At 61.2% G+C, this 18030-nt stretch carries 15 protein-coding genes; 11 read left to right on the top strand and 4 right to left on the bottom strand.

From position 1 onward, the window contains the following. Nucleotides 1–278 precede the first annotated feature (278 nt). The 4 genes from AC4CWF_RS16015 to mprF form a co-directional block, all read right to left on the bottom strand. Complete coding sequence (locus AC4CWF_RS16015; protein WP_491282629.1) at nucleotides 279–1487, bottom strand: TIGR03862 family flavoprotein; 1209 nt, start codon at nucleotides 1485–1487, stop codon at nucleotides 279–281. Nucleotides 1488–1608: 121 nt separating this feature from the next. After that, nucleotides 1609–2241, bottom strand: coding sequence for a TerC family protein (locus AC4CWF_RS16010; protein ID WP_491282628.1), 633 nt, complete (start codon nucleotides 2239–2241; stop codon nucleotides 1609–1611). Nucleotides 2242–2485: 244 nt separating this feature from the next. Further along, the gene (locus tag AC4CWF_RS16005; RefSeq protein WP_491282627.1) at nucleotides 2486–3865 is read right to left on the bottom strand and encodes a virulence factor family protein; all 1380 of its coding nucleotides are present in this window, start codon (nucleotides 3863–3865) and stop codon (nucleotides 2486–2488) included. Further along, nucleotides 3862–6465, bottom strand: a complete 2604-nt coding sequence (mprF, locus tag AC4CWF_RS16000) for a bifunctional lysylphosphatidylglycerol flippase/synthetase MprF (RefSeq protein ID WP_491282626.1) — start codon at nucleotides 6463–6465, stop codon at nucleotides 3862–3864. Before mprF ends, AC4CWF_RS16005 begins: the two co-directional genes overlap by 4 nt. A 1043-nt stretch (nucleotides 6466–7508) precedes the next feature. Between mprF and AC4CWF_RS15995 the strand changes: the two genes are divergently transcribed. From AC4CWF_RS15995 to fliF, 11 genes are all read left to right on the top strand, one after another. After that, nucleotides 7509–9140 carry a globin-coupled sensor protein gene (locus AC4CWF_RS15995; RefSeq protein ID WP_491282625.1) on the top strand — a complete coding sequence of 544 codons (1632 nt, stop codon included), beginning with the start codon at nucleotides 7509–7511 and terminating at the stop codon, nucleotides 9138–9140. An 86-nt stretch (nucleotides 9141–9226) separates the two neighbouring features. Further along, nucleotides 9227–9526, top strand: a complete 300-nt coding sequence (locus tag AC4CWF_RS15990) for an STAS domain-containing protein (RefSeq protein ID WP_491282624.1) — start codon at nucleotides 9227–9229, stop codon at nucleotides 9524–9526. Then, a complete protein-coding gene (cheY1, locus tag AC4CWF_RS15985; RefSeq protein WP_210103599.1) occupies nucleotides 9523–9888 on the top strand; it encodes a chemotaxis response regulator CheY1 in 366 nt (121 codons plus the stop codon). Before AC4CWF_RS15990 ends, cheY1 begins: the two co-directional genes overlap by 4 nt. Nucleotides 9889–9908: 20 nt before the next feature. Further along, entirely contained in the window at nucleotides 9909–12197 is a 2289-nt protein-coding gene (locus AC4CWF_RS15980) for a chemotaxis protein CheA (RefSeq protein WP_491282623.1), read from the top strand. 17 nt (nucleotides 12198–12214) lie between these two features. Then, entirely contained in the window at nucleotides 12215–12682 is a 468-nt protein-coding gene (locus tag AC4CWF_RS15975) for a chemotaxis protein CheW (protein ID WP_491282622.1), read from the top strand. Beyond that, complete coding sequence (gene cheR, locus AC4CWF_RS15970; protein WP_491282621.1) at nucleotides 12679–13587, top strand: protein-glutamate O-methyltransferase CheR; 909 nt, start codon at nucleotides 12679–12681, stop codon at nucleotides 13585–13587. Before AC4CWF_RS15975 ends, cheR begins: the two co-directional genes overlap by 4 nt. Beyond that, nucleotides 13584–14624, top strand: a complete 1041-nt coding sequence (gene cheB, locus AC4CWF_RS15965) for a protein-glutamate O-methylesterase CheB (protein ID WP_491282620.1) — start codon at nucleotides 13584–13586, stop codon at nucleotides 14622–14624. The genes cheR and cheB overlap by 4 nt, the downstream gene beginning before the upstream one ends. Continuing rightward, a complete protein-coding gene (locus AC4CWF_RS15960; protein WP_491282619.1) occupies nucleotides 14625–15014 on the top strand; it encodes a response regulator in 390 nt (129 codons plus the stop codon). After that, nucleotides 15011–15568: a chemoreceptor glutamine deamidase CheD gene (cheD, locus tag AC4CWF_RS15955; protein WP_491282618.1), complete on the top strand. Its 558-nt coding sequence runs from the start codon at nucleotides 15011–15013 to the stop codon at nucleotides 15566–15568. The genes AC4CWF_RS15960 and cheD overlap by 4 nt, the downstream gene beginning before the upstream one ends. Nucleotides 15569–15579: 11 nt before the next feature. Beyond that, on the top strand, nucleotides 15580–15969 hold the full coding sequence (gene cheT, locus AC4CWF_RS15950; protein WP_491282617.1) for a chemotaxis protein CheT: 390 nt from the start codon (nucleotides 15580–15582) through the stop codon (nucleotides 15967–15969). A gap of 122 nt (nucleotides 15970–16091) precedes the next feature. Beyond that, nucleotides 16092–17771, top strand: a complete 1680-nt coding sequence (gene fliF, locus AC4CWF_RS15945; RefSeq protein ID WP_491282616.1) for a flagellar basal-body MS-ring/collar protein FliF — start codon at nucleotides 16092–16094, stop codon at nucleotides 17769–17771. Nucleotides 17772–18030 lie beyond the last annotated feature (259 nt).

Below are 18030 nucleotides of genomic sequence, written 5' to 3'. Positions count from 1 at the left end.
TCACGCAATTTGAAAGTACCGATCACAACAGGAATATATTACGTTCAACTGTAATACGGAGAGGCAAATCTAATCCATTATAAAAGTTGTAGAAAAACATTATTCAAAAATCTGGTTACCACCGTGTTCCGCACAATGGGACAGGTTGGTATTGTCCTGTCTGGATGGAGCCCGTTTGGCGATGTAATTTTGGTCGGTGTTTTAGCTTTGCGGTCGGGTGAGGTCATGTCTCCGGCCTGAAGCCAGCTGCCGATGTTTCCTGCAAATCGATGTCGTCTTTACCGTCGCAGCCAGGCATCCATGCCGTTGGCTGCCGTGCGGCCGGTCGCAAAGCAGGCGGTGAGCAGGTAGCCGCCTGTGGGGGCTTCCCAGTCGAGCATTTCTCCGGCGGCAAAGATGCCGGGGAGCGCTGACAGCATGAAGGTGTCGGTGAGCGCCTTAAAGGTGATGCCGCCGGCGGAAGAGATGGCTTCTTCAATCGGGCGGGGGCGCCGGAGGGGGATGGGCAGGGCTTTTATGGTGCGGGCGCAGGTCTGCGGATCGCCGAGATCTTTTGTGCTGGCGCATTCGCGTAGCAGGGCGGCTTTTACGCCGTCAAGGCCGGCTGCCTTGCGAAGGCGGTTGGAGAGGCTTGTGCCGGCCGGCAGGCGGGCAAGGGCTGCGGTCAGCTTTTCAAGGCTGCGACCGGGTGTGAGGTCCAGCGTCAGGCGGGCAGCGCCTGTCTGGTCCAAACGGTCGCGCAGCGCGCTGGCATGGGCGTAGACGAGGCTGCCCTCGACGCCCGTCCGGCTCACCACGAATTCGCCCTGCAACGTGCCGGCATCCGAGGTGATGGTGACGGATTTGACCGGCTCTCCGGCAAAGCGGCTGGAAAAGATCTCGCTCCAGGCCACGTCGAAACCGCAGTTGGCGGGGCGGAAGTCGGCGATCTCGACGCCTTTTTCGCGCAGCATCCCGACCCAGCCGGCATCCGAACCGAGACGCGGCCAGCTTGCGCCACCAAGCGCCAGAAGCATGACGTCGGCGGTGATGACACGTTCTCCGTCCGGCGTCGAAAAGACCGGGTCTCTGCCTTCAAAGCGCAGGAAGCGGTGGCGTGGGTTGAGTTTTACTCCCGATTCGGCAAGCCGCTTCAGCCAGGCGCGCAAGAGGGGCGAGGCCTTCATGACGGTTGGAAAAACGCGGCCGGAGGAGCCGACGAAGGTTTCGGTGCCAAGTCCCGCCGCCCAGGCCCTGACGTCGTCGGGCGTGAAGGCTTCAAGGGAGCGCGCCAGACGCGCATTGGCCGCCCCGAAGCGGGTGGCAAAGCTTGAAAATTCTTCCGAATGGGTGATGTTGAGGCCGGATTTGCCGGCCAGCAGAAACTTGCGCCCAAAACTTGGCATCGCGTCGTAGACGGTGACGCAATGGCCGCGGGCGGCGAGAACTTCCGCCGCCATCAGCCCCGCCGGGCCGCCGCCGATGATCGCGACGCTTTTCTGTGTCATGCCGTATCCATCCCGGCCTGCCTGTCGGCATCATGATGCCGAGCCTGCTTGCTGCCCTGTGGCGCAAGAACGGATGCCACGCCCTTTAAGGAAAAGAGCGTGGGTCTCTGGATAAAGCGGCTCAGGCGAGCCACTGCTGCACGTAGGGAAGCACTTCGACAAGGCCGTGATAGACCATGTTGAAGGTGACGTAGACGATGACGGCCAGGCCCAGATAGGCGATCCAGCGGAAACGGTGCAGCAGGCGGGCGACGAGGTTTGCGGCAAGGCCCATCAGCGCAATCGAGATGACGAGGCCGATGATCAGCACCGTCGTGTGGTCCTGTGCGGCGCCGGCCACGGCCAGCACGTTGTCGAGCGACATCGAGACGTCGGCGATGACGATCTGTATTGCGGCCTGCAGGAAGGTCTTGTCCACCTTCGTCATTTCCGCGTCGGCATCGCTCATGGCGTTCTGCGCTTCGTGATCGGCGGCGCGCAGTTCGGTCCACATTTTCCAGCAGACCCAGCCGAGCAGAAGGCCGCCGATCAATTGCAGGCCGACAATGCCGAGCAGATAGGCGGTGATCGTGGCAAAGCCGATGCGCAGCACGGTGGCGGCGATGATGCCGACGAGAATGGCCTTCTGGCGCTGGTGTACGGGAAGGCCAGCCGCTGCAAGCCCGATGACGATGGCATTGTCACCGGCCAGCACCAGATCGATTGCAATGACCTGAAAAAGTGCGGCAAGGCCCGCAGCAGTCAGTATTTCCATAATGAACCTATCCTTTTTGCCTGATGGCGCTGTCCAGCGCTCGCGCCAGGGCCATATTCTGCCGGCTCCCGAACGGTCACGTCCACGTGATTGGCTACAGGATATTTTGAACGGGATGGCAAGCGGAAATTGTCGCGCCACGCCATCTCCCGCGCTTTTCAGCCCGGCAGAGCGCTGTTGGCCAATGATTGCCTACCCCGGCAAGGCCGCCATGGGCATGGGTTTCAAGGAAGCGAGACGCGGCTTATTTACCGAGCCTCTTTTTCAGGGCATCCAGAATGTACTTGGCCAGCTTCTCGTAGTCCTCATCAAAATGATGCCCGCCGTCGATGCCGAGCGTTTCGACGCCGCGCGAGGCGAGGCTCTTGCAGGCATCGTCCTCGTCCTCGGTGCCGTAGATGCACTGGACAATCTTCGGGTCGATGGTTTCGAGTTGTTTGGTCGGATCGCCACCGGCCCCTGTGCCCTGTCCGCCCAGCCAGCCGGAGACGGAAATTTCGAAATTTGCCGCGTGTGATAGCGCCAGCAGGCTCATCTGGGTCACCTTGGCGCGGTCGTTTTCCGGCAGTTTGTTGAAGGTGGCGGGTAAAATATCGGCGCCGAAGGAATAACCGATCAGCAGCACATGGCTGACATTCCATTGCTTGCGATAGGCACGGATGATGCGGCTGAGATCGGCGCCCGTCTGTTCCGGCGTCTTTTCCGCCCAGAAATAACGCAGCGCATCGACGCCGACCACGGGAATGCCATCCTCCTGCAGCACGGCCCCGACATCGCTGTCGATATCGCGCCAGCCGCCATCGCCCGAATAGATGATCGCCATCGTGTCGAGTTTCGGCTTGGCGTCGAGAATGGTCAGCGGCAGGCCGAGCGGCTCGTCGTCGGTACTGGCCGCATCGATGCTGTCGGACAGGGCCTGCATCAGCGCGTCGGCAGCCGCATCGTCTGTGCCTTCAAGGTCGATGTCGTCATGGGCGTCCTGCAATTCCTTGGCATGGGCGCGACCGGCAGCGTCTGCCGCCTTGGAGAGATAGATGCTGACGGGGGAGGGCAGCGCGCCATCGGTCAGGCCATAAATGGTGCGGTCGCCTTCGGTGCGTTTGTCGGCGGGCGTGCAGAGCACTTTCGGTAGCGCAATGCCGGCCTCGGGGTCCACGGCAATCGCCTGGCCGATGGTGGCGGGTGGGCTTTGGGCCACCATGCCCAGAACGACAGCACCGCCGGCACCGATGCCGGCAATGATCGGCGAACGGTAGCCGCCCTTTCCAAACGAGCGCTGCACCTGCTGGGCAAGCGATTCCACGTCGGAAATCATGTAGATGCAGTCGTCTTCATCCTTGCCAAGCGACGCAAGATAGGATGGCAGGTCGATGCCGACCACCAGCGCGCCCTTGGCGGCAAGGGCCTTTGCCTGCGTTTCCTCCGAGGCGTTCCAGCCATCGGCATCGGAAAGCAGGAAGATATTGGCCTTCACATCGCCCTCAGGCTTGATGATGTGCGGCGATGGGATCATGCCCGTATCGAAGCTTGGCGTGCCGGTGGCGGTACCTTGTGCCTGGGCGCCGGCTGGCAGGCTTGCTGCAAGCATGGCCGCAAGCGACAGGGGGAAAAGAAGCTGTCTCATTTGCCAACCACCCCGCGCATGCCGCCGCTGATCAGAAGCGTCACATCCATCAAGGCCAGCACGACACCCGTTCCGCCGGCCACCGCCATGTAACGGGATTGCCATTGCGGGTGGAACTTGGATTTGAAGGCGCGCAGGCCTTTGAAATTGTAAAACCGTTCGCCGTGTTCGTACAAGGTGCCTCCGATGCGATCCCAGACCGGCGCCATTTCCCGCTTCGACATGCCCGAAAGCGGCGCCATGCCAAGATTGAAGCTGGTATATCCGGCATTTTTCAGGTGCTCCATCAGGCTGACGAACAGGAAGTCCATCGCGCCTCTTGGGGCATCCGGGGAAAAGCGCATGATATCGACGCTGCCTTCCCTGCGGTTTGCGGTGACGAACACCGTCGCAAAGGCCACGATATGTCCGTCCTTGCGCAGCACGGCCACGGGCAGAGAGGCGACATAGTTTTCCTCGAAGGCGCCGAGCGAAAAGCCTTTTTCGCGGGTTTCATGGTGGGCAAGCCAGCCATCCGACACCGCCTTCAGCTCTGCCATGGCGGCGGGCACCTCATGCGTCTCCAGCACGGAAAATTCCATGCCGTCGCGCCGGCCCTTGTTCAGCGCCTGGCGAAGGCCAGCAAGCTTGCCGCCCTTGAGGTCGAAATTTTCCAGATCGACCAGCGCCATCTCGCCAAGCTTGAAGGCGCGAAGCCCGGCATCGGCGCAGAATGACAGGAGATCGGGCGAAACCTGATAGAGGACCGCGCGCCCACCGGCACCACGGGCCCGTTCGACGAAACGCCAGATCATCTCGGCGCGTTCCTCCGGGTCGCCCACGGGGTCGGCCAGCGAAATCCACGAGCGGCCCTGGATGCCGTACATCAGGAAACTGCGGCCGCTATCGGAAAACATCACCCGCTTGTCGCCCATGCGCACCAGATTGGCATCGGCATTGTCCTGGCCCTCCAGAATGCCAACGGCCTTTTCCAGCTCCTCCGGTGTCAGCGGATCGGGGTGGTGGAAGGCCGGGCGCAGCAGGCTGAAGGCGGCAATGGCAAAGGAGAGAATGCTGACGCCGAGAAGGGCGCGCAGGCCGCGCGGCGCCTCGCCGGAAAATTCGAACTGCCACCAGAGTTGGCGGCTGTATTCCACATCGCGGTAGACGAAGAGAAGAATGGTGGTCGCGCCGGCAAGGATCACCAGCATCGCCATGACCCACGGAAGGCTCAGCACCTGGCCAAACAGCGAGGCCGGGCGGCGGAAGCGGCCGGCGTTGAGAAGAAGGGCCACGACGAAAATGCCGAGGAAGGTTGCTTCGCCAAGGGCGAGCGCCCGCATGAAGGCAAAGGCAAAGGCAAGGCTTGCCGAAACGAGCGCCACCCACCAGGCACCGTCCAGCCGCTGGGCAAGGCCGCGCGAGGAAATCACGAGCGCCAGGCCGAGAAGGCTTGAGAGAAAATGCGCGCTTTCGACGACCGACAGCGGCAGAAAGCTTGAGACGATATCAAGATCGCCTTCCGGCGTGGGTGTCACGCTGGAAAAGATCAGCATGGCGCCAAGCATCAGGGCAAAGGCCGACAGAAGCGGTGGCGAGATGCGCACGGCCACGTTGCCGATATCGCCGGCCAGCGGATGTTTGGCCAGCGCCCGCGCTTCCGACACCACGATGCTGATGATGGCGATGGTGAGCGGCAGCACGTGGTAGACCATGCGGTAAAGCACGATACTGCCAAGAAGCTGATCGAGGCTGACCGTGCCGCCGAGCGCGCCGAGGATGACGGCTTCGAACACGCCAAGGCCTGCCGGCACGTGGCTGAGGACGCCAAGACCGACGGCTGTCGCATAAACCGCAAAGAAGGATGGCCAGCCGATATGCGTTTCCGGCAGGAGCACGTAAAGCGCCGACGCCGAGACGGCCAGATCGAAGGCAGTGATGAGGAACTGACGCGAGGAGGTCAGCGTGTCGGGCAGGCGCAGGCGAATGCGCATCACTTCGATCTTGCGGCCGTTGCGCCCGGCAAACAGGAGAGCTGCCAGCACAACGAGCACCACCACGGCGCCGGTTCGCAGATAAAGCGGATCGATACCGGTGATGTCGGCAAGCCGGGGCGCGGTGACAAGTGCTGCAATGGCGCTGACGGCAAGAAGGCCAAGCCCGAAGGCGAACGTGACGAAAGCGATGACGCGGGCCACGTCTTCCGGCGACAGGCCAAGGCGCGTATAGGCGCGAAAGCGGATGGCGCCGCCGCTCAGCGCCCCAAAACCTGCGGTGTTGCCGATGGCATAGGCGCTGAAGGCGGTGACCGCGACCGGCAGCACCGGCAGCTTGCGCCCGATATAGTCGAGCGCATTGAGATCGTAGTAGATCAACGCAGCAAAACTCAGCGCCGTAAAGACCATGGCAAGTCCGATCGCCTGCCAGCTGGTATCCTGAAGGGCTGCCACGACTTCGTCGTAGCGCACTTCATTGGTCAGCCGGTAGACGGCGACAGCCATCATGAAACAGACCGCCAGCATCGCTGCGGAGGTGAGGTAGAGGCGGAAACGGGCGATCAGCATGATGATCGGGTGACGGGGCTTGTCCGTCTGAATGGTCTGGGAATGTGGACTTGTCATCGGGCACCTGATGCGGTGGCTAGGCTTCTAGCCGTTGTGCATGACGGTTATTCGTCAATGCGACGGCGCGCTAGTCCTCTCGCTCCGACTTGGACAAAAATAGGGCCTTTGCCACCTTCCTGTGCAGGGAAGATGTGGCAAATCTCTGTCTGGCGGTAGTTTCCTTGCTTTTTTCCTTTCGGAACGCGGCGGCGAAAACAGAATGATAAGCCTGTCGACAGGAAGATGCGGACCCCCGGAATGTCGAAATGTCCGATGCAGCATCGGTTTGCCACGCGTTGGCCGTTCGTGCCCTTCCGGTGAGCTGCGATCCTTCCACCGGCAATGCTCCGATCTGGCACGGAGAGGGCGTCTTCGGCGTTTTGGAGCCAAGCCTGGACGAGCGGGCTGTCGTTGACCTGTCGGCTGTCAGAGAACGCGCAGGGCTGTCGCTGACCGGTGAGGGTCGCTTGTCGCCGTTATCAGCATGCTCAAGAAAATCAGGCCTGCAATCAACGCGGCCCCCAAGTGTAGAACAATCATTGCTCGCCTCATAAGACTTCATGTTCAAGGTGGCACTGATTGTCTACCGCTAGACTTGCCCGTGGCTTGCGGCTTGACATCTGTTGACGAATAAAACACGTAGATGAGGAATTCCTCACGCTTGTTGGCCGACATTAACTTTCGCGCAAGGAATTAACCATACAAATGGTCCTACACGGCGCAATGGGATGACTTCGGTAGATCCCTTCCAGGCATGATGCCGCCACGCCGTACCGGTTTTAACCCGGTATCTCTCCACAAAATTTCAGGAAGCCGCATGGCTTTGACCTGTCCGCTCCCGCAGCCGTTGCGCGTCCTTGCGCCGGTTTGCGCCGTTGCGGTCATCGTCAACCGGGCGGGTTCAGACGGCCTCTGGCACGGCGAACGGGTGTTTACCCGGATACGCTGTCCACGCGACCGGAAATGGCATGCGCGACCGACAAGGGGAAACCCCTGCGGCCGTGATCGAGGGGTTTAACGCCGGTCCCACTCAGGGGGCTGGTCGCATATGGGGACGGGCCTTGGCTCACGAAACGCCATCGGATCAAGCACGAAAAGCACAGGCCGGCGGCCTGCGCGAGCGGCTTTCATTCGCCGGCCTCGATGCAGATGCCTGTGACCTGCTGCGCCGGTTTCGTCCGACGCTGGAAACCTGCCTGAAGGACGGATTGCGCGACTTCTTCCACCGCCTGCAATCCTCGCCGGAGGCCATGCGCCATTTTGAAAACGACCAGCAGTTGGGCCGCTTGCACGACCTGCAATCCTCGCACTGGAGTGTGCTGACGGATGCACGGTTCGACGCGCTCTACGCTGAACGGGTGAAGGTCCTGTCCGATGCGGAGGGCCGTATGGGCCTTGATCCGCGCTGGCATATTGCCGGTCACGCGGTGATGCTGGAAAATCTCGTCGGCTGTCTCATTGGAGAGCTGACCTCGAAATCGCTGCTGCCGGCCGGCCGCAAGCGCGAACGCGATGCTTCCGATGCCATCAAGGCTGTGATCCGCCTTGTCATGGTCGATGTCGAGATCGCTGTGTCGCTGCGGATCAACGAACTGCGCCTCAAGCATCAGCGGGCGCTTGTTGCGCAGCGCGAAAAGGATCAGGCGGAAGCCAACAATCTGTTCGGACCCTTTGCCACACACCTTGCAGACCGTGATCTGACGGTGCGGGTGGCAGCCGAGCGGCCGGACGTCTACGGCGAACTGTCGGCGCTGCTCGACCAGGCCATGGAGGCCATCTCGGCCTCTTTCGCAAACATTTCGGAAAAGCTTCGGACGGCTGAAGCGCTTGCCGCATCGGTTGCCGAGCAAGGCCAGCAGGCAGCCTCGGCCGCCCGCCAGACCTGTGAGGATCTGGGCACGGCTGCACGCGACGTGGCAGGTCTTGCCGAACAGGTGCGGTTGAGCGCCGGCGAGACGGCCGCAGCCGAAAAGGCCGTGGCGGAAACGCGCCGTTCGGCAGAAGAAAGCGGCGCGGTCGTTGGCCGGGCGATCTCCGCCATGTCCGATATCGAGCAGTCCGCCGAAAAGATTGGCCAGATCATCGGTGTCATCGACGAGATCGCCTTTCAGACCAATCTTCTGGCGCTGAATGCCGGCATCGAGGCGGCGCGCGCCGGGGATTCGGGGCGCGGATTTGCGGTCGTTGCCCAGGAAGTGCGCGCACTTGCCCAGCGTTCGGCGGACGCGGCGCGCGAAATCAAGCAGCTGGTGACCGGCACGAAATCGCAGGTCGATGCGGGCGTGAAGATGGTGTCCCGCACGCAGGATGCCATCGGCGGCATCGTGCATCAGGTCACCAATATCAATGCGGCAATCGCCGGCATTGCCAAGGCAACCGGCGAACAGGCCGATGGCCTTCAGCGGGTGGCCGGAGAAATTTTGGCGCTCGATGGGCGGGTGGCCGCGGGTGCTGAGTTTGCAGCCCGGACCGGCGAGGGCGCCGACGCCCTGCAGACCGTCATTCTGGAGCTTGGCCGCACGGTGCGGGAATTCCGCATCGAGCGCGAGGTGAGAACCGGCCAGAGGGTCTGGTCGGAAAGACCGCAGGACGCGGGCAATGAAACCGACGGCAAAGAGGAAGGCAGGGGCGACGACATGATGCACTCTTCCGCCCTTTTTCTGCCGGCGCAGATGGCCGGCTTTGGCCGGTAACGACCAACCGGCTCCGGCCGGACCTTGACTACCAAGCGATGGCAGAAGCCACGCGCGTGTGACTGGCAACGATGAGGAACAAAGGAATGGCAGGCAAGAAGGCAGTGAAGGGCAGTCTGAAGCTGGTTTCAGTGCTGGACCTCAACGAGGCATCGGTTCTGCATGGCCAACTGACCAACATGCGCGGCAGCGACGTTCAGATTGATGCATCGGGCGTCGAGCGGATGGGCGTGCAGTGCGTGCAGGTTCTGATGGCTGCCGCAGCCGCGTGGGAGGAAGACAAGAAGACGTTCGTCTTCGAAAAAGTTTCCGATGCGTTCCGCAAGACCATGCAGCTCATCGGCATCAATATAGAAAATCTGCTCGCGAAGGAGATCAGGCAGTGAAGAAGAAAGTACTTACAGTGGATGATTCAAGGACGATCCGGAACATGCTTCTGGTGACCTTGAACAATGCCGGCTTCGAAACGATCCAGGCAGAAGACGGTGTTGAAGGCCTCGAAGTTCTCGAGGATTGCAACCCCGATGTCATCGTCACCGATATCAACATGCCGCGTCTCGATGGCTTCGGCTTTATCGAAGGCGTGCGCCGCAACGAACGTTACCGCGCCGTTCCGATCCTCGTGCTGACCACCGAAAGCGACGCGGAAAAGAAGAACCGCGCCCGCCAGGCCGGGGCGACCGGCTGGATCGTCAAGCCTTTCGATCCGGTCAAGCTGATTGATGCGATCGAGCGTGTAACCGCCTGAACCAACCGGGAATTTCTCCGATGGATATGAACGAAATCAAAGAGATCTTCTTCCAGGAGTGCGAAGAGCAACTCGCTGAACTGGAATCTGGTCTTCTCAAGCTGAATGATGGCGACCGTGACCCGGAAACGGTAAATGCCGTTTTCCGTGCGGTCCACTCGATCAAGGGGGGCGCAGGCGCATTCGGACTTGATGACCTGGTTTCGTTCGCCCACGTTTTCGAGACAACGCTCGATTGCGTGCGCTCCAACAAACTGGAACCCAACCAGGATGTCCTGAAGGTGATGCTGAAGTCGGCCGACGTGCTCGCCGACCTCGTGACGGCATCGCGTGACGGTGGCAGTGTCGACGAGGGCAGAAGCCGTGGCCTCGTCAAGGAACTGGAGGCGCTCGCCCGTGGCGAGATGCCGTCCGGTGGCAGCTCTGCCGAACCGGCAAAACCGGCCGCCAAACCGGCCGCGGCCAAGGCCGCACCGGCGCCGGCTGCCGCCCCCACGGATGACAGCGGCTTCCAGCCCATCCCGTTTACCTTCGACGGGTTCGGCGGCGAAGAAGAAACGCTGATGGAGCCCACCACGTTCGAGGTGCAGTTCAAGCCGCGTCGCGAGCTTTATGCCAAGGGCAATGAAGCAGCCCTGCTGCTGCGTGACCTGTCGCGCGTCGGTGAAATGAGCATCAACTGCGATACGTCCACCCTGCCGGAATTTGAAAAACTCGATCCGGAAGAGGCTTATTTCTCCTGGACCATTTCCGTGAAGACGGACAAGAACGAGCAGGATGTCCGCTCGGTGTTCGAATTCGCCGAATGGGATTGCGATCTCGACGTCAAGGTGGCCCAGGTTTCTGCGGAAGAGCTGCCGATGGTGCCGGTGCCCTTCGATCTGTCGGCGCTGGACGATGATGCCGGCGACGATGATCAGGACAATGGCGACGATCATGCCGCAGCCGATGCCGTCCACGCCGCTGAAACTGCCAGCAACGTCACGAAGCTTGCAGCGGCTGCTGCCCGCGTCGAAAAGAAGGAAAGCCAGTCGGCCGCCGCCGCTGCTGCCGCGGCCAATGCGGCAAACGCTGCCAACAGCGCCGGCCAGACCATCCGCGTCGATCTGGACCGCGTCGACCGCCTGATCAACCTCGTTGGCGAGCTGGTCATCAACCAGGCCATGCTGTCGCAGAGCGTCATCGAAAACGATACGACCGGCACGTCGGCCATCAACATGGGCCTGGAAGAGCTGCAACAGCTCACCCGCGAGATCCAGGACTCGGTCATGGCCATCCGCGCGCAGCCGGTGAAGCCGGTCTTCCAGCGCATGTCGCGTATCGTTCGCGAAGTGGCCGACATGGTCGGCAAGTCGATCCGTCTCGTTACCGAAGGTGAAAACACCGAAGTGGACAAGACGGTCATCGACAAGCTGGCCGAGCCGCTGACCCACATGATCCGTAATGCCGTCGACCACGGCATCGAAAGCCCCGAAAAGCGCGAGGCGTCCGGCAAGAACCCGGAAGGCACCGTCAAGCTCACCGCAAAACATCGCTCGGGCCGCATCGTCATCGAGCTGGCCGACGACGGCGCCGGCATCAACCGCGAACGTGTGCGCCAGAAGGCCATCGACAACGACCTGATCGCTGCCGATTCCAACCTGACGGACGAGGAAATCGACAACCTCATCTTCATGCCGGGCTTCTCCACCGCCGACAAGATTTCCGACATTTCCGGCCGTGGCGTCGGCATGGATGTGGTCAAGCGGTCAATCCAGGCACTCGGCGGTCGTATTTCGATCTCCTCGCGACCGGGCCATGGCTCAACCTTCACCATGAGCCTGCCGCTGACGCTTGCCGTTCTCGACGGCATGGTGGTGACGGTTGCCGGCCAGACGCTTGTCGTGCCGTTGACCGCCATCGTTGAGACGCTGCAGCCGGAAGCTTCGGCCATCCATTCCTTCGGTGCCAACCAGCGGCTGATCTCGATCCGCAATTCCTTCTGCCCGCTTGTCGATGTCGGCCGTATCCTCAATTTCCGCGGCACGCAGGCCAATCCGGTCGAAGGTGTGGCACTTCTGGTGGAATCGGAAGGTGGTGGCCAGCGCGCGCTGATGGTGGATGCCATCCAGGGTCAGCGCCAGGTCGTCATCAAGTCGCTCGAAGCCAATTACACCCATGTTCCCGGCATTGCCGCCGCCACCATTCTGGGCGACGGGCGTGTCGCGCTCATCCTGGATGTGGACGCGGTGGTGGCCGCCTCGCGCGGTCAGTCGCTGCGCCAGGACAGCGGCATGAAGTCCGACATGTCTCTGGCGGCAACGGGTTAACTGGCGGGTTCTGAAGCATGACTTACGCCGTGAAAAATCTTGCGCAAGGAAGCCGGGAGCTGATCGCTTTCCGCATCGGCGATCAGGAATTTTGCGTCAACATCATGTCGGTGCGGGAAATTCGCGGCTGGACCAAAGCCACGGCGCTTCCCCACTCACCCTCCTACGTCATGGGGGTGATCAATCTTCGCGGCGCCGTTCTGCCCATCATCGACCTTTCCGCACGCCTTGGCATGCGCAAAGCAGAACCGACCCAGCGCCATGTCTTTATCGTGGCGCAGGTCAAAAAACGGGTTGTCGGGCTGCTGGTTGAAGCCGTGTCCGACATCCTGACCGTGACTGACGAGAACATCCAGCCCGTGCCGGAAGTCTCATCCGAGCTTGAGAAACAGTATGCCAGAGGCATCCTGTCCATCGACAAGCGGATGATCTGCCTGATCGATCTGGATGCGCTCTTCCCAGAAACCGAAAGCGAAGTCGCATGAAGGCCCTTGGCATTCTCGATAGCAAGCAATCGCCGGACGAGGTTCTGGCCAGCGGGGAATATCCGCTGACCCGCCGCGACCTCACCGAAATTGCCGCTATGATCTACAGCGACGCCGGCATCTATCTCAACGATACGAAGGCTTCGCTGGTGTATTCGCGGCTGTCCAAGCATATCCGCAACCTGGGCCTTCGCGGCTTTCGCGAGTATTGCGCGCTGGTCTCGTCGCCGGAAGGGGCCGCCCCCCGTCGCGAGATGCTGTCGCATCTGACGACGAACTTCACCCGCTTCTTCCGGGAAAACCACCATTTCGAACACCTGCGCGACGAGGTTCTGCCGGGGCTGATCGCGCGCGCCAAGAGCGGCGGACGGGTGCGCATCTGGTCTGCGGCCTCCTCGGATGGCCAGGAGCCCTATTCGATCGCGCTCACCGTCATGTCGCTTCTGCCCAACGCCGTGGACTACGACTTCCGGATCCTCGCAACCGACATCGACCCGAAGATCCTGGCGCTTGCCCGTGCCGGTGCCTATGACGAAAACGCGCTGGAAACCGTGTCGCCGGCGATGCGCAAGCAGTATTTCAAAGAGGTGCAGATCGACGGGCGCCGCAAGTTCCAGATCGATGACAAGGTCAAGAAGCTCGTGACCTATAACGAGCTGAACCTCATGGCGCAGTGGCCGTTCAAGGGCAATTTCGACGTGATCTTCTGCCGAAACGTCGTCATCTATTTCGACGAGCCGACCCAGACAAAAATCTGGTCGCGTTTTTCCTCGCTGCTCCCGGTCGGCGGCCATCTCTATATCGGCCATTCCGAGCGGGTGACGGGCGATGCCAAGAACCTGTTCGACAATATCGGGATCACCACCTACCGCTACACAGGCAAGACCGCCGGGAGGAGCACATGAGCATGCCGGCGCGCGTTCTTGTTGTCGATGATTCGCCGACCATGCGGGGGTTGATCACGGCTGTCCTCAACTCCGATCCCGAGGTCAATGTCATCGGCCAGGCCGGCGATGCACATGAGGCGCGGGCTGCCATCAAGCAGCTCAACCCCGACGTGGTGACGCTCGACATCGAGATGCCCAATATGAACGGGCTGGAGTTTCTGGAAAAGATCATGCGGCTGCGGCCGATGCCCGTCATCATGGTCTCGACCATGACCCACCAGGGGGCCAATGCAACGCTTGCCGCGCTCGAAATCGGCGCCTTCGATTGCGTCAGCAAACCGGTGCCGGGCGATGCGCGCCCGTTTGGCGATCTGGCGGAAAAGGTCAAGGCTGCGGCCCGCTCCAAGCGTGGGCGCTCCGTACAGTCGACGCAGCCGATGCTGGCACCTTCGCTGGATTACCGCGTCGGCCGCAAGATCGTCGCTATCGGTTCGTCCACGGGCGGTGTCGAGGCGCTGATCGCGGTGTTGCAAAAATTCCCGAAGAATTGCCCACCGACGGTCATTACGCAACATATGCCGCCGGCGTTTACCAAAAGTTTTGCAGAACGGCTTAATCGTATCTGTGCTCCCGTGGTGCATGAGGCAACCGATGGCGCAAGGCTCGAGATCGGCAAGATCTATCTCGCGCCGGGCGGGGAGCGCCACCTGCAGGTGTCCAACGCTTCCGCGCCCTGCTGCCGGCTCGTCGAACGTGATCCCGTCAATGGCCACCGTCCCTCGGTGGATGTCCTGTTCGATTCGGTGGCAGACCTTGCCGGACGTAACGCCGTGGGCGTGATCCTGACCGGCATGGGCCGGGACGGGGCCTCCGGACTGCTGAAGATGCGTGGCGCGGGCGCCCGCACGATCGGCCAGAACGAGAGGACATGCGTCGTCTACGGCATGCCACGGGTCGCACAGGAAATAGGAGCGGTCGAGCAGCAGATGCCGCTCGGCGCGATCGGTGACGAAATCTTGAAATTAACCGCTGCCCGAAAAGAAGGTACCGAATAAATGTCTCTCGCTGAAAAAATCAAAGTTCTGATCGTGGATGATCAGGTGACGAGCCGGTTGCTGCTCAGCGACGCCCTGACACAACTCGGCTTCAAGCAGATCACATCCGCAGGCGATGGCGAGCAGGGCATGAAGATCATGGCCGAGCAGCCACATCACCTGGTGATCTCGGATTTCAACATGCCGAAGATGGACGGGCTTGGCCTGCTCCAGGCCGTGCGCACCAACCCGGCGACCAAGAAGGCGGCCTTCATCATTCTGACCGCGCAGGGCGACCGGGCGCTGGTGCAGAAGGCCGCCCAGCTCGGCGCCAACAATGTGCTGGCCAAGCCGTTTACGATCGAAAAGATGAAAGCTGCCATCGAGGCGGTGTTCGGAGCGCTTAAATGAGTGAAATGGCCGCAGCCAAACGGATGAACATCATCCAGGGCGAATACAAGGTAACGGATGAACCCAATGCCGTCATTACGACGATCCTGGGCTCCTGCGTGGCTGCGTGCCTACGGGATCCGGTGGCAGGCGTTGGTGGAATGAACCACTTCCTGCTGCCCGGCAATGGTCCGGGTGGCATGTCGGGCGGGGACATGTCCCGCTACGGCGTGCATCTGATGGAGCTTTTGATCAACGGCATCCTCAAACGCGGCGGGCGGCGCGAGCGACTGGAAGCCAAGATCTTCGGCGGCGCAAAGACCATTGCCACCTTTTCCAATGTCGGCGAACAGAACGCGGCCTTTGCGCTGCAGTTCCTGCGCGACGAAGGCATTACCGTGGTCGGCTCTTCCACCGGGGGAGAGTTCGGCCGCAAGCTGGAATACTGGCCGGCCAGCGGCCGTGCGCGTGCCTATCCTTTGACCGGTGCCGAAACACAAAAGACGGTGGCGATGGAGCAACAGCGTCCTGCCAAGCCCGCCAAGCCCGTCGAAAGTTCGATCGAGTTCTTTTAACCGAGGAAGCAATGACCGATATCAATTCGCAGCCATCTGCTTCGCTTGACGAGAAACTGCCGGAGGTCCTGATGCGGATCGTTTCGGAGCTTTACGACGTGGCCTACCTCATCGAGCGCGTCGAGCCGCAGCTTCTCGAAGTGGGTGGCGCAGCCATCCTGCATTCACCCGACAGCATGAAGGTGCTGCAGGGCATAGACCTTGCCGTCCAGAAGGCGCGCGGGCTTGCCGAGTTCATCGATACCATTACCAGCACCATTCCCGATGAGTGGGAAGTGGATGTTTCAACGGCGCTCAGCCTCGTCAAGCTGGCCGACATGCACAAGGCGTTGACCAAAGGCATGCGCCACGGCCATTCGCAGCCGCTCACCAAGGCTGCCGGAGACTTCGACTTCTTCTGACGGCGCAAGCTGTTGGAATAACACCGTCACCCCGCAACCGCGAAACGCTCGCACAAGCTTCGCGCGTTAGGTTGCAGTTGGGCAAAGGGCTCTTTTTTCCTTTTTGACGGTGCGGGAACAGAATGAATCTGTTAGCTCAATTTCCACAAATCCTTAAAAATCTCGGTTCGCTCGGGCAGACCAAGCTATTGACCATGGCCGGTGTCGGCATGGTGTCGATGGCGATCGTCATTGCCGCGGCGCTTTACGTCAACAAGCCTTCCTATGAGGCCTTGTATGTCGGACTGGAAACGGCTGACCTCAACCAGGTCAGCACGGCGCTGGCCGAGGCCGGCATCGATTTCCAGGCAGGCGCCGACGGAAAGAGCATCCAGGTTGCCGCCGGCATGACCAGCAAGGCGCGGTTGATGTTGGCCGAGCGCGGCCTGCCCAACAGCACCAATGCCGGCTACGAGCTGTTCGACAATGTCGGCTCTCTCGGTCTCACCTCCTTCATGCAGGAAGTGACGCGCGTGCGGGCACTGGAAGGCGAAATCGGCCGGTCCATCCAGCAGATCAGCGGCATTGCCGCCGCCCGCGTCCATATCGTCATGCCTGACGTTGGAAGTTTCCGCCGCGTCGGGCAAAAGCCGACGGCATCGGTGATGATCCGCGCGTCCAGCGAAACCGGCCGCAAGGCCGCCGCTTCCATCCGTCATCTCGTGGCCGCTGCCGTCCCGGCGCTCGAAGTCGATGACGTCACCATTCTCGATTCCACCGGCCAGTTGCTTGCCTCCGGCGACGAATATGGAAACAACGCGCTCAACCGTTCGATGAATGTTGTCCAGAGCGTGCAGCAGGAAATCGAAAGCAATATCGACAAGGCGCTCGCTCCTTTCCTTGGCATGGACAATTTTCGCTCCAGCGCGACAGCCGCCCTCAACACCGACAGCCAGCAGATCCAGGAAACCGTGTTTGATCCGGAATCGCGCGTCGAACGCTCGGTCAAGGTGACGAAAGAGGCGCAGAAGTCGCAGCAGCGCCAGTCTGACAGCGCCGCAACCGTGGAGCAGAACGTGCCCCAGGCGGCCCCGCAGGGCGGTGGCAATGCAGGCCCGGAATCGTCGGATGAGACCGACAAGAAGGAAGAGCAGACCAATTACGAGATCAATTCCAAGACCACCGCCACCACCCGCAACAGCTATGTCGTGGAAAAACTGTCGATCGCCGTGGTCGTCAACAAAGGCCGCATTGCCAAGATGGTCGGCGAACCGGCAGACCAGCAGAAGATCGATGCCTATCTGGCCGAGATGCAGAAGATTGTCACGACGGCGGCTGGCGTCAATGTCGAGCGCGGTGACGTGGTCACCGTGACGGCGATGGACTTCCTCGAAACGCAGCTGCTCGACGAGGCCGTCACCGGTCCCGGCATTTCGGAAATGCTGATGCGCAATATGGGCGGCATCATCAACTCGCTCGCCTTCGTCGCCGTCGCCTTCGTGGTCGTCTGGCTCGGTGTCCGCCCTGTGGTGCGCAGTGTGACCGGTACTGTGGTTGCCGGTGAAGCAGCGCCCGAGGCGGCAGGTCTTGAGCTGCCTGATTTCTCGCCGGGCGGCGCAAGCCCCTCCCTTATGGACGGCTTCGGCTCCGACTTCGGATTCGACAGCGCAGACGATGTGTTCGGCGGCGGCGACGATCCGAACGGCGGCTTCAACCGCCGCGTCAAGGAAGGCCCGGAAAAGCGGCTTGCCCGCATGGTGGAGATCAGCGAGGAGCGCGCTGCCAAGATCCTGCGCAAATGGGCGGTCGACCGCGCTGCGTAAGTTCCGAATGCGATCACGATACCGTGATAACGAAGGCCGGCTTTGCCGGCCTTTTGCTTATGGTGTGTTTATACCGTAGGTTGACCGACAGCTTTGCGCGTGTTGGGCAAAAGCTTTTTAGGAAAACGACAAGAGGTTATGGCAATTCCGTGGCAGCTTCCTAAAATGACCATGATTCGCTGCAGCGCATTGAAGACAATCGGATCGCGGGATTGTAACCTGTTTTCCGGACGTGGCGTGATCCAAGGGCAATGACAGG

The organism is Neorhizobium sp. PAMB6630 (assembly GCF_058242775.1).
This window is presented reverse-complemented; position numbering and strand designations above follow the sequence as displayed.

Coding starts and splice junctions, on each gene's coding strand:
- AC4CWF_RS15975 (WP_491282622.1), top strand. CDS start 12,215: ATGACTTACGCCGTGAAAAATCTTGCGCAAGGAAGCCGGGAGCTGATC.
- AC4CWF_RS15980 (WP_491282623.1), top strand. CDS start 9,909: ATGGATATGAACGAAATCAAAGAGATCTTCTTCCAGGAGTGCGAAGAG.
- mprF (WP_491282626.1), bottom strand. CDS start 6,465: ATGACAAGTCCACATTCCCAGACCATTCAGACGGACAAGCCCCGTCAC.
- cheT (WP_491282617.1), top strand. CDS start 15,580: ATGACCGATATCAATTCGCAGCCATCTGCTTCGCTTGACGAGAAACTG.
- cheD (WP_491282618.1), top strand. CDS start 15,011: ATGAGTGAAATGGCCGCAGCCAAACGGATGAACATCATCCAGGGCGAA.
- AC4CWF_RS15990 (WP_491282624.1), top strand. CDS start 9,227: ATGGCAGGCAAGAAGGCAGTGAAGGGCAGTCTGAAGCTGGTTTCAGTG.
- AC4CWF_RS16005 (WP_491282627.1), bottom strand. CDS start 3,865: ATGAGACAGCTTCTTTTCCCCCTGTCGCTTGCGGCCATGCTTGCAGCA.
- AC4CWF_RS16015 (WP_491282629.1), bottom strand. CDS start 1,487: ATGACACAGAAAAGCGTCGCGATCATCGGCGGCGGCCCGGCGGGGCTG.
- cheB (WP_491282620.1), top strand. CDS start 13,584: ATGAGCATGCCGGCGCGCGTTCTTGTTGTCGATGATTCGCCGACCATG.
- cheR (WP_491282621.1), top strand. CDS start 12,679: ATGAAGGCCCTTGGCATTCTCGATAGCAAGCAATCGCCGGACGAGGTT.
- AC4CWF_RS16010 (WP_491282628.1), bottom strand. CDS start 2,241: ATGGAAATACTGACTGCTGCGGGCCTTGCCGCACTTTTTCAGGTCATT.
- AC4CWF_RS15960 (WP_491282619.1), top strand. CDS start 14,625: ATGTCTCTCGCTGAAAAAATCAAAGTTCTGATCGTGGATGATCAGGTG.
- fliF (WP_491282616.1), top strand. CDS start 16,092: ATGAATCTGTTAGCTCAATTTCCACAAATCCTTAAAAATCTCGGTTCG.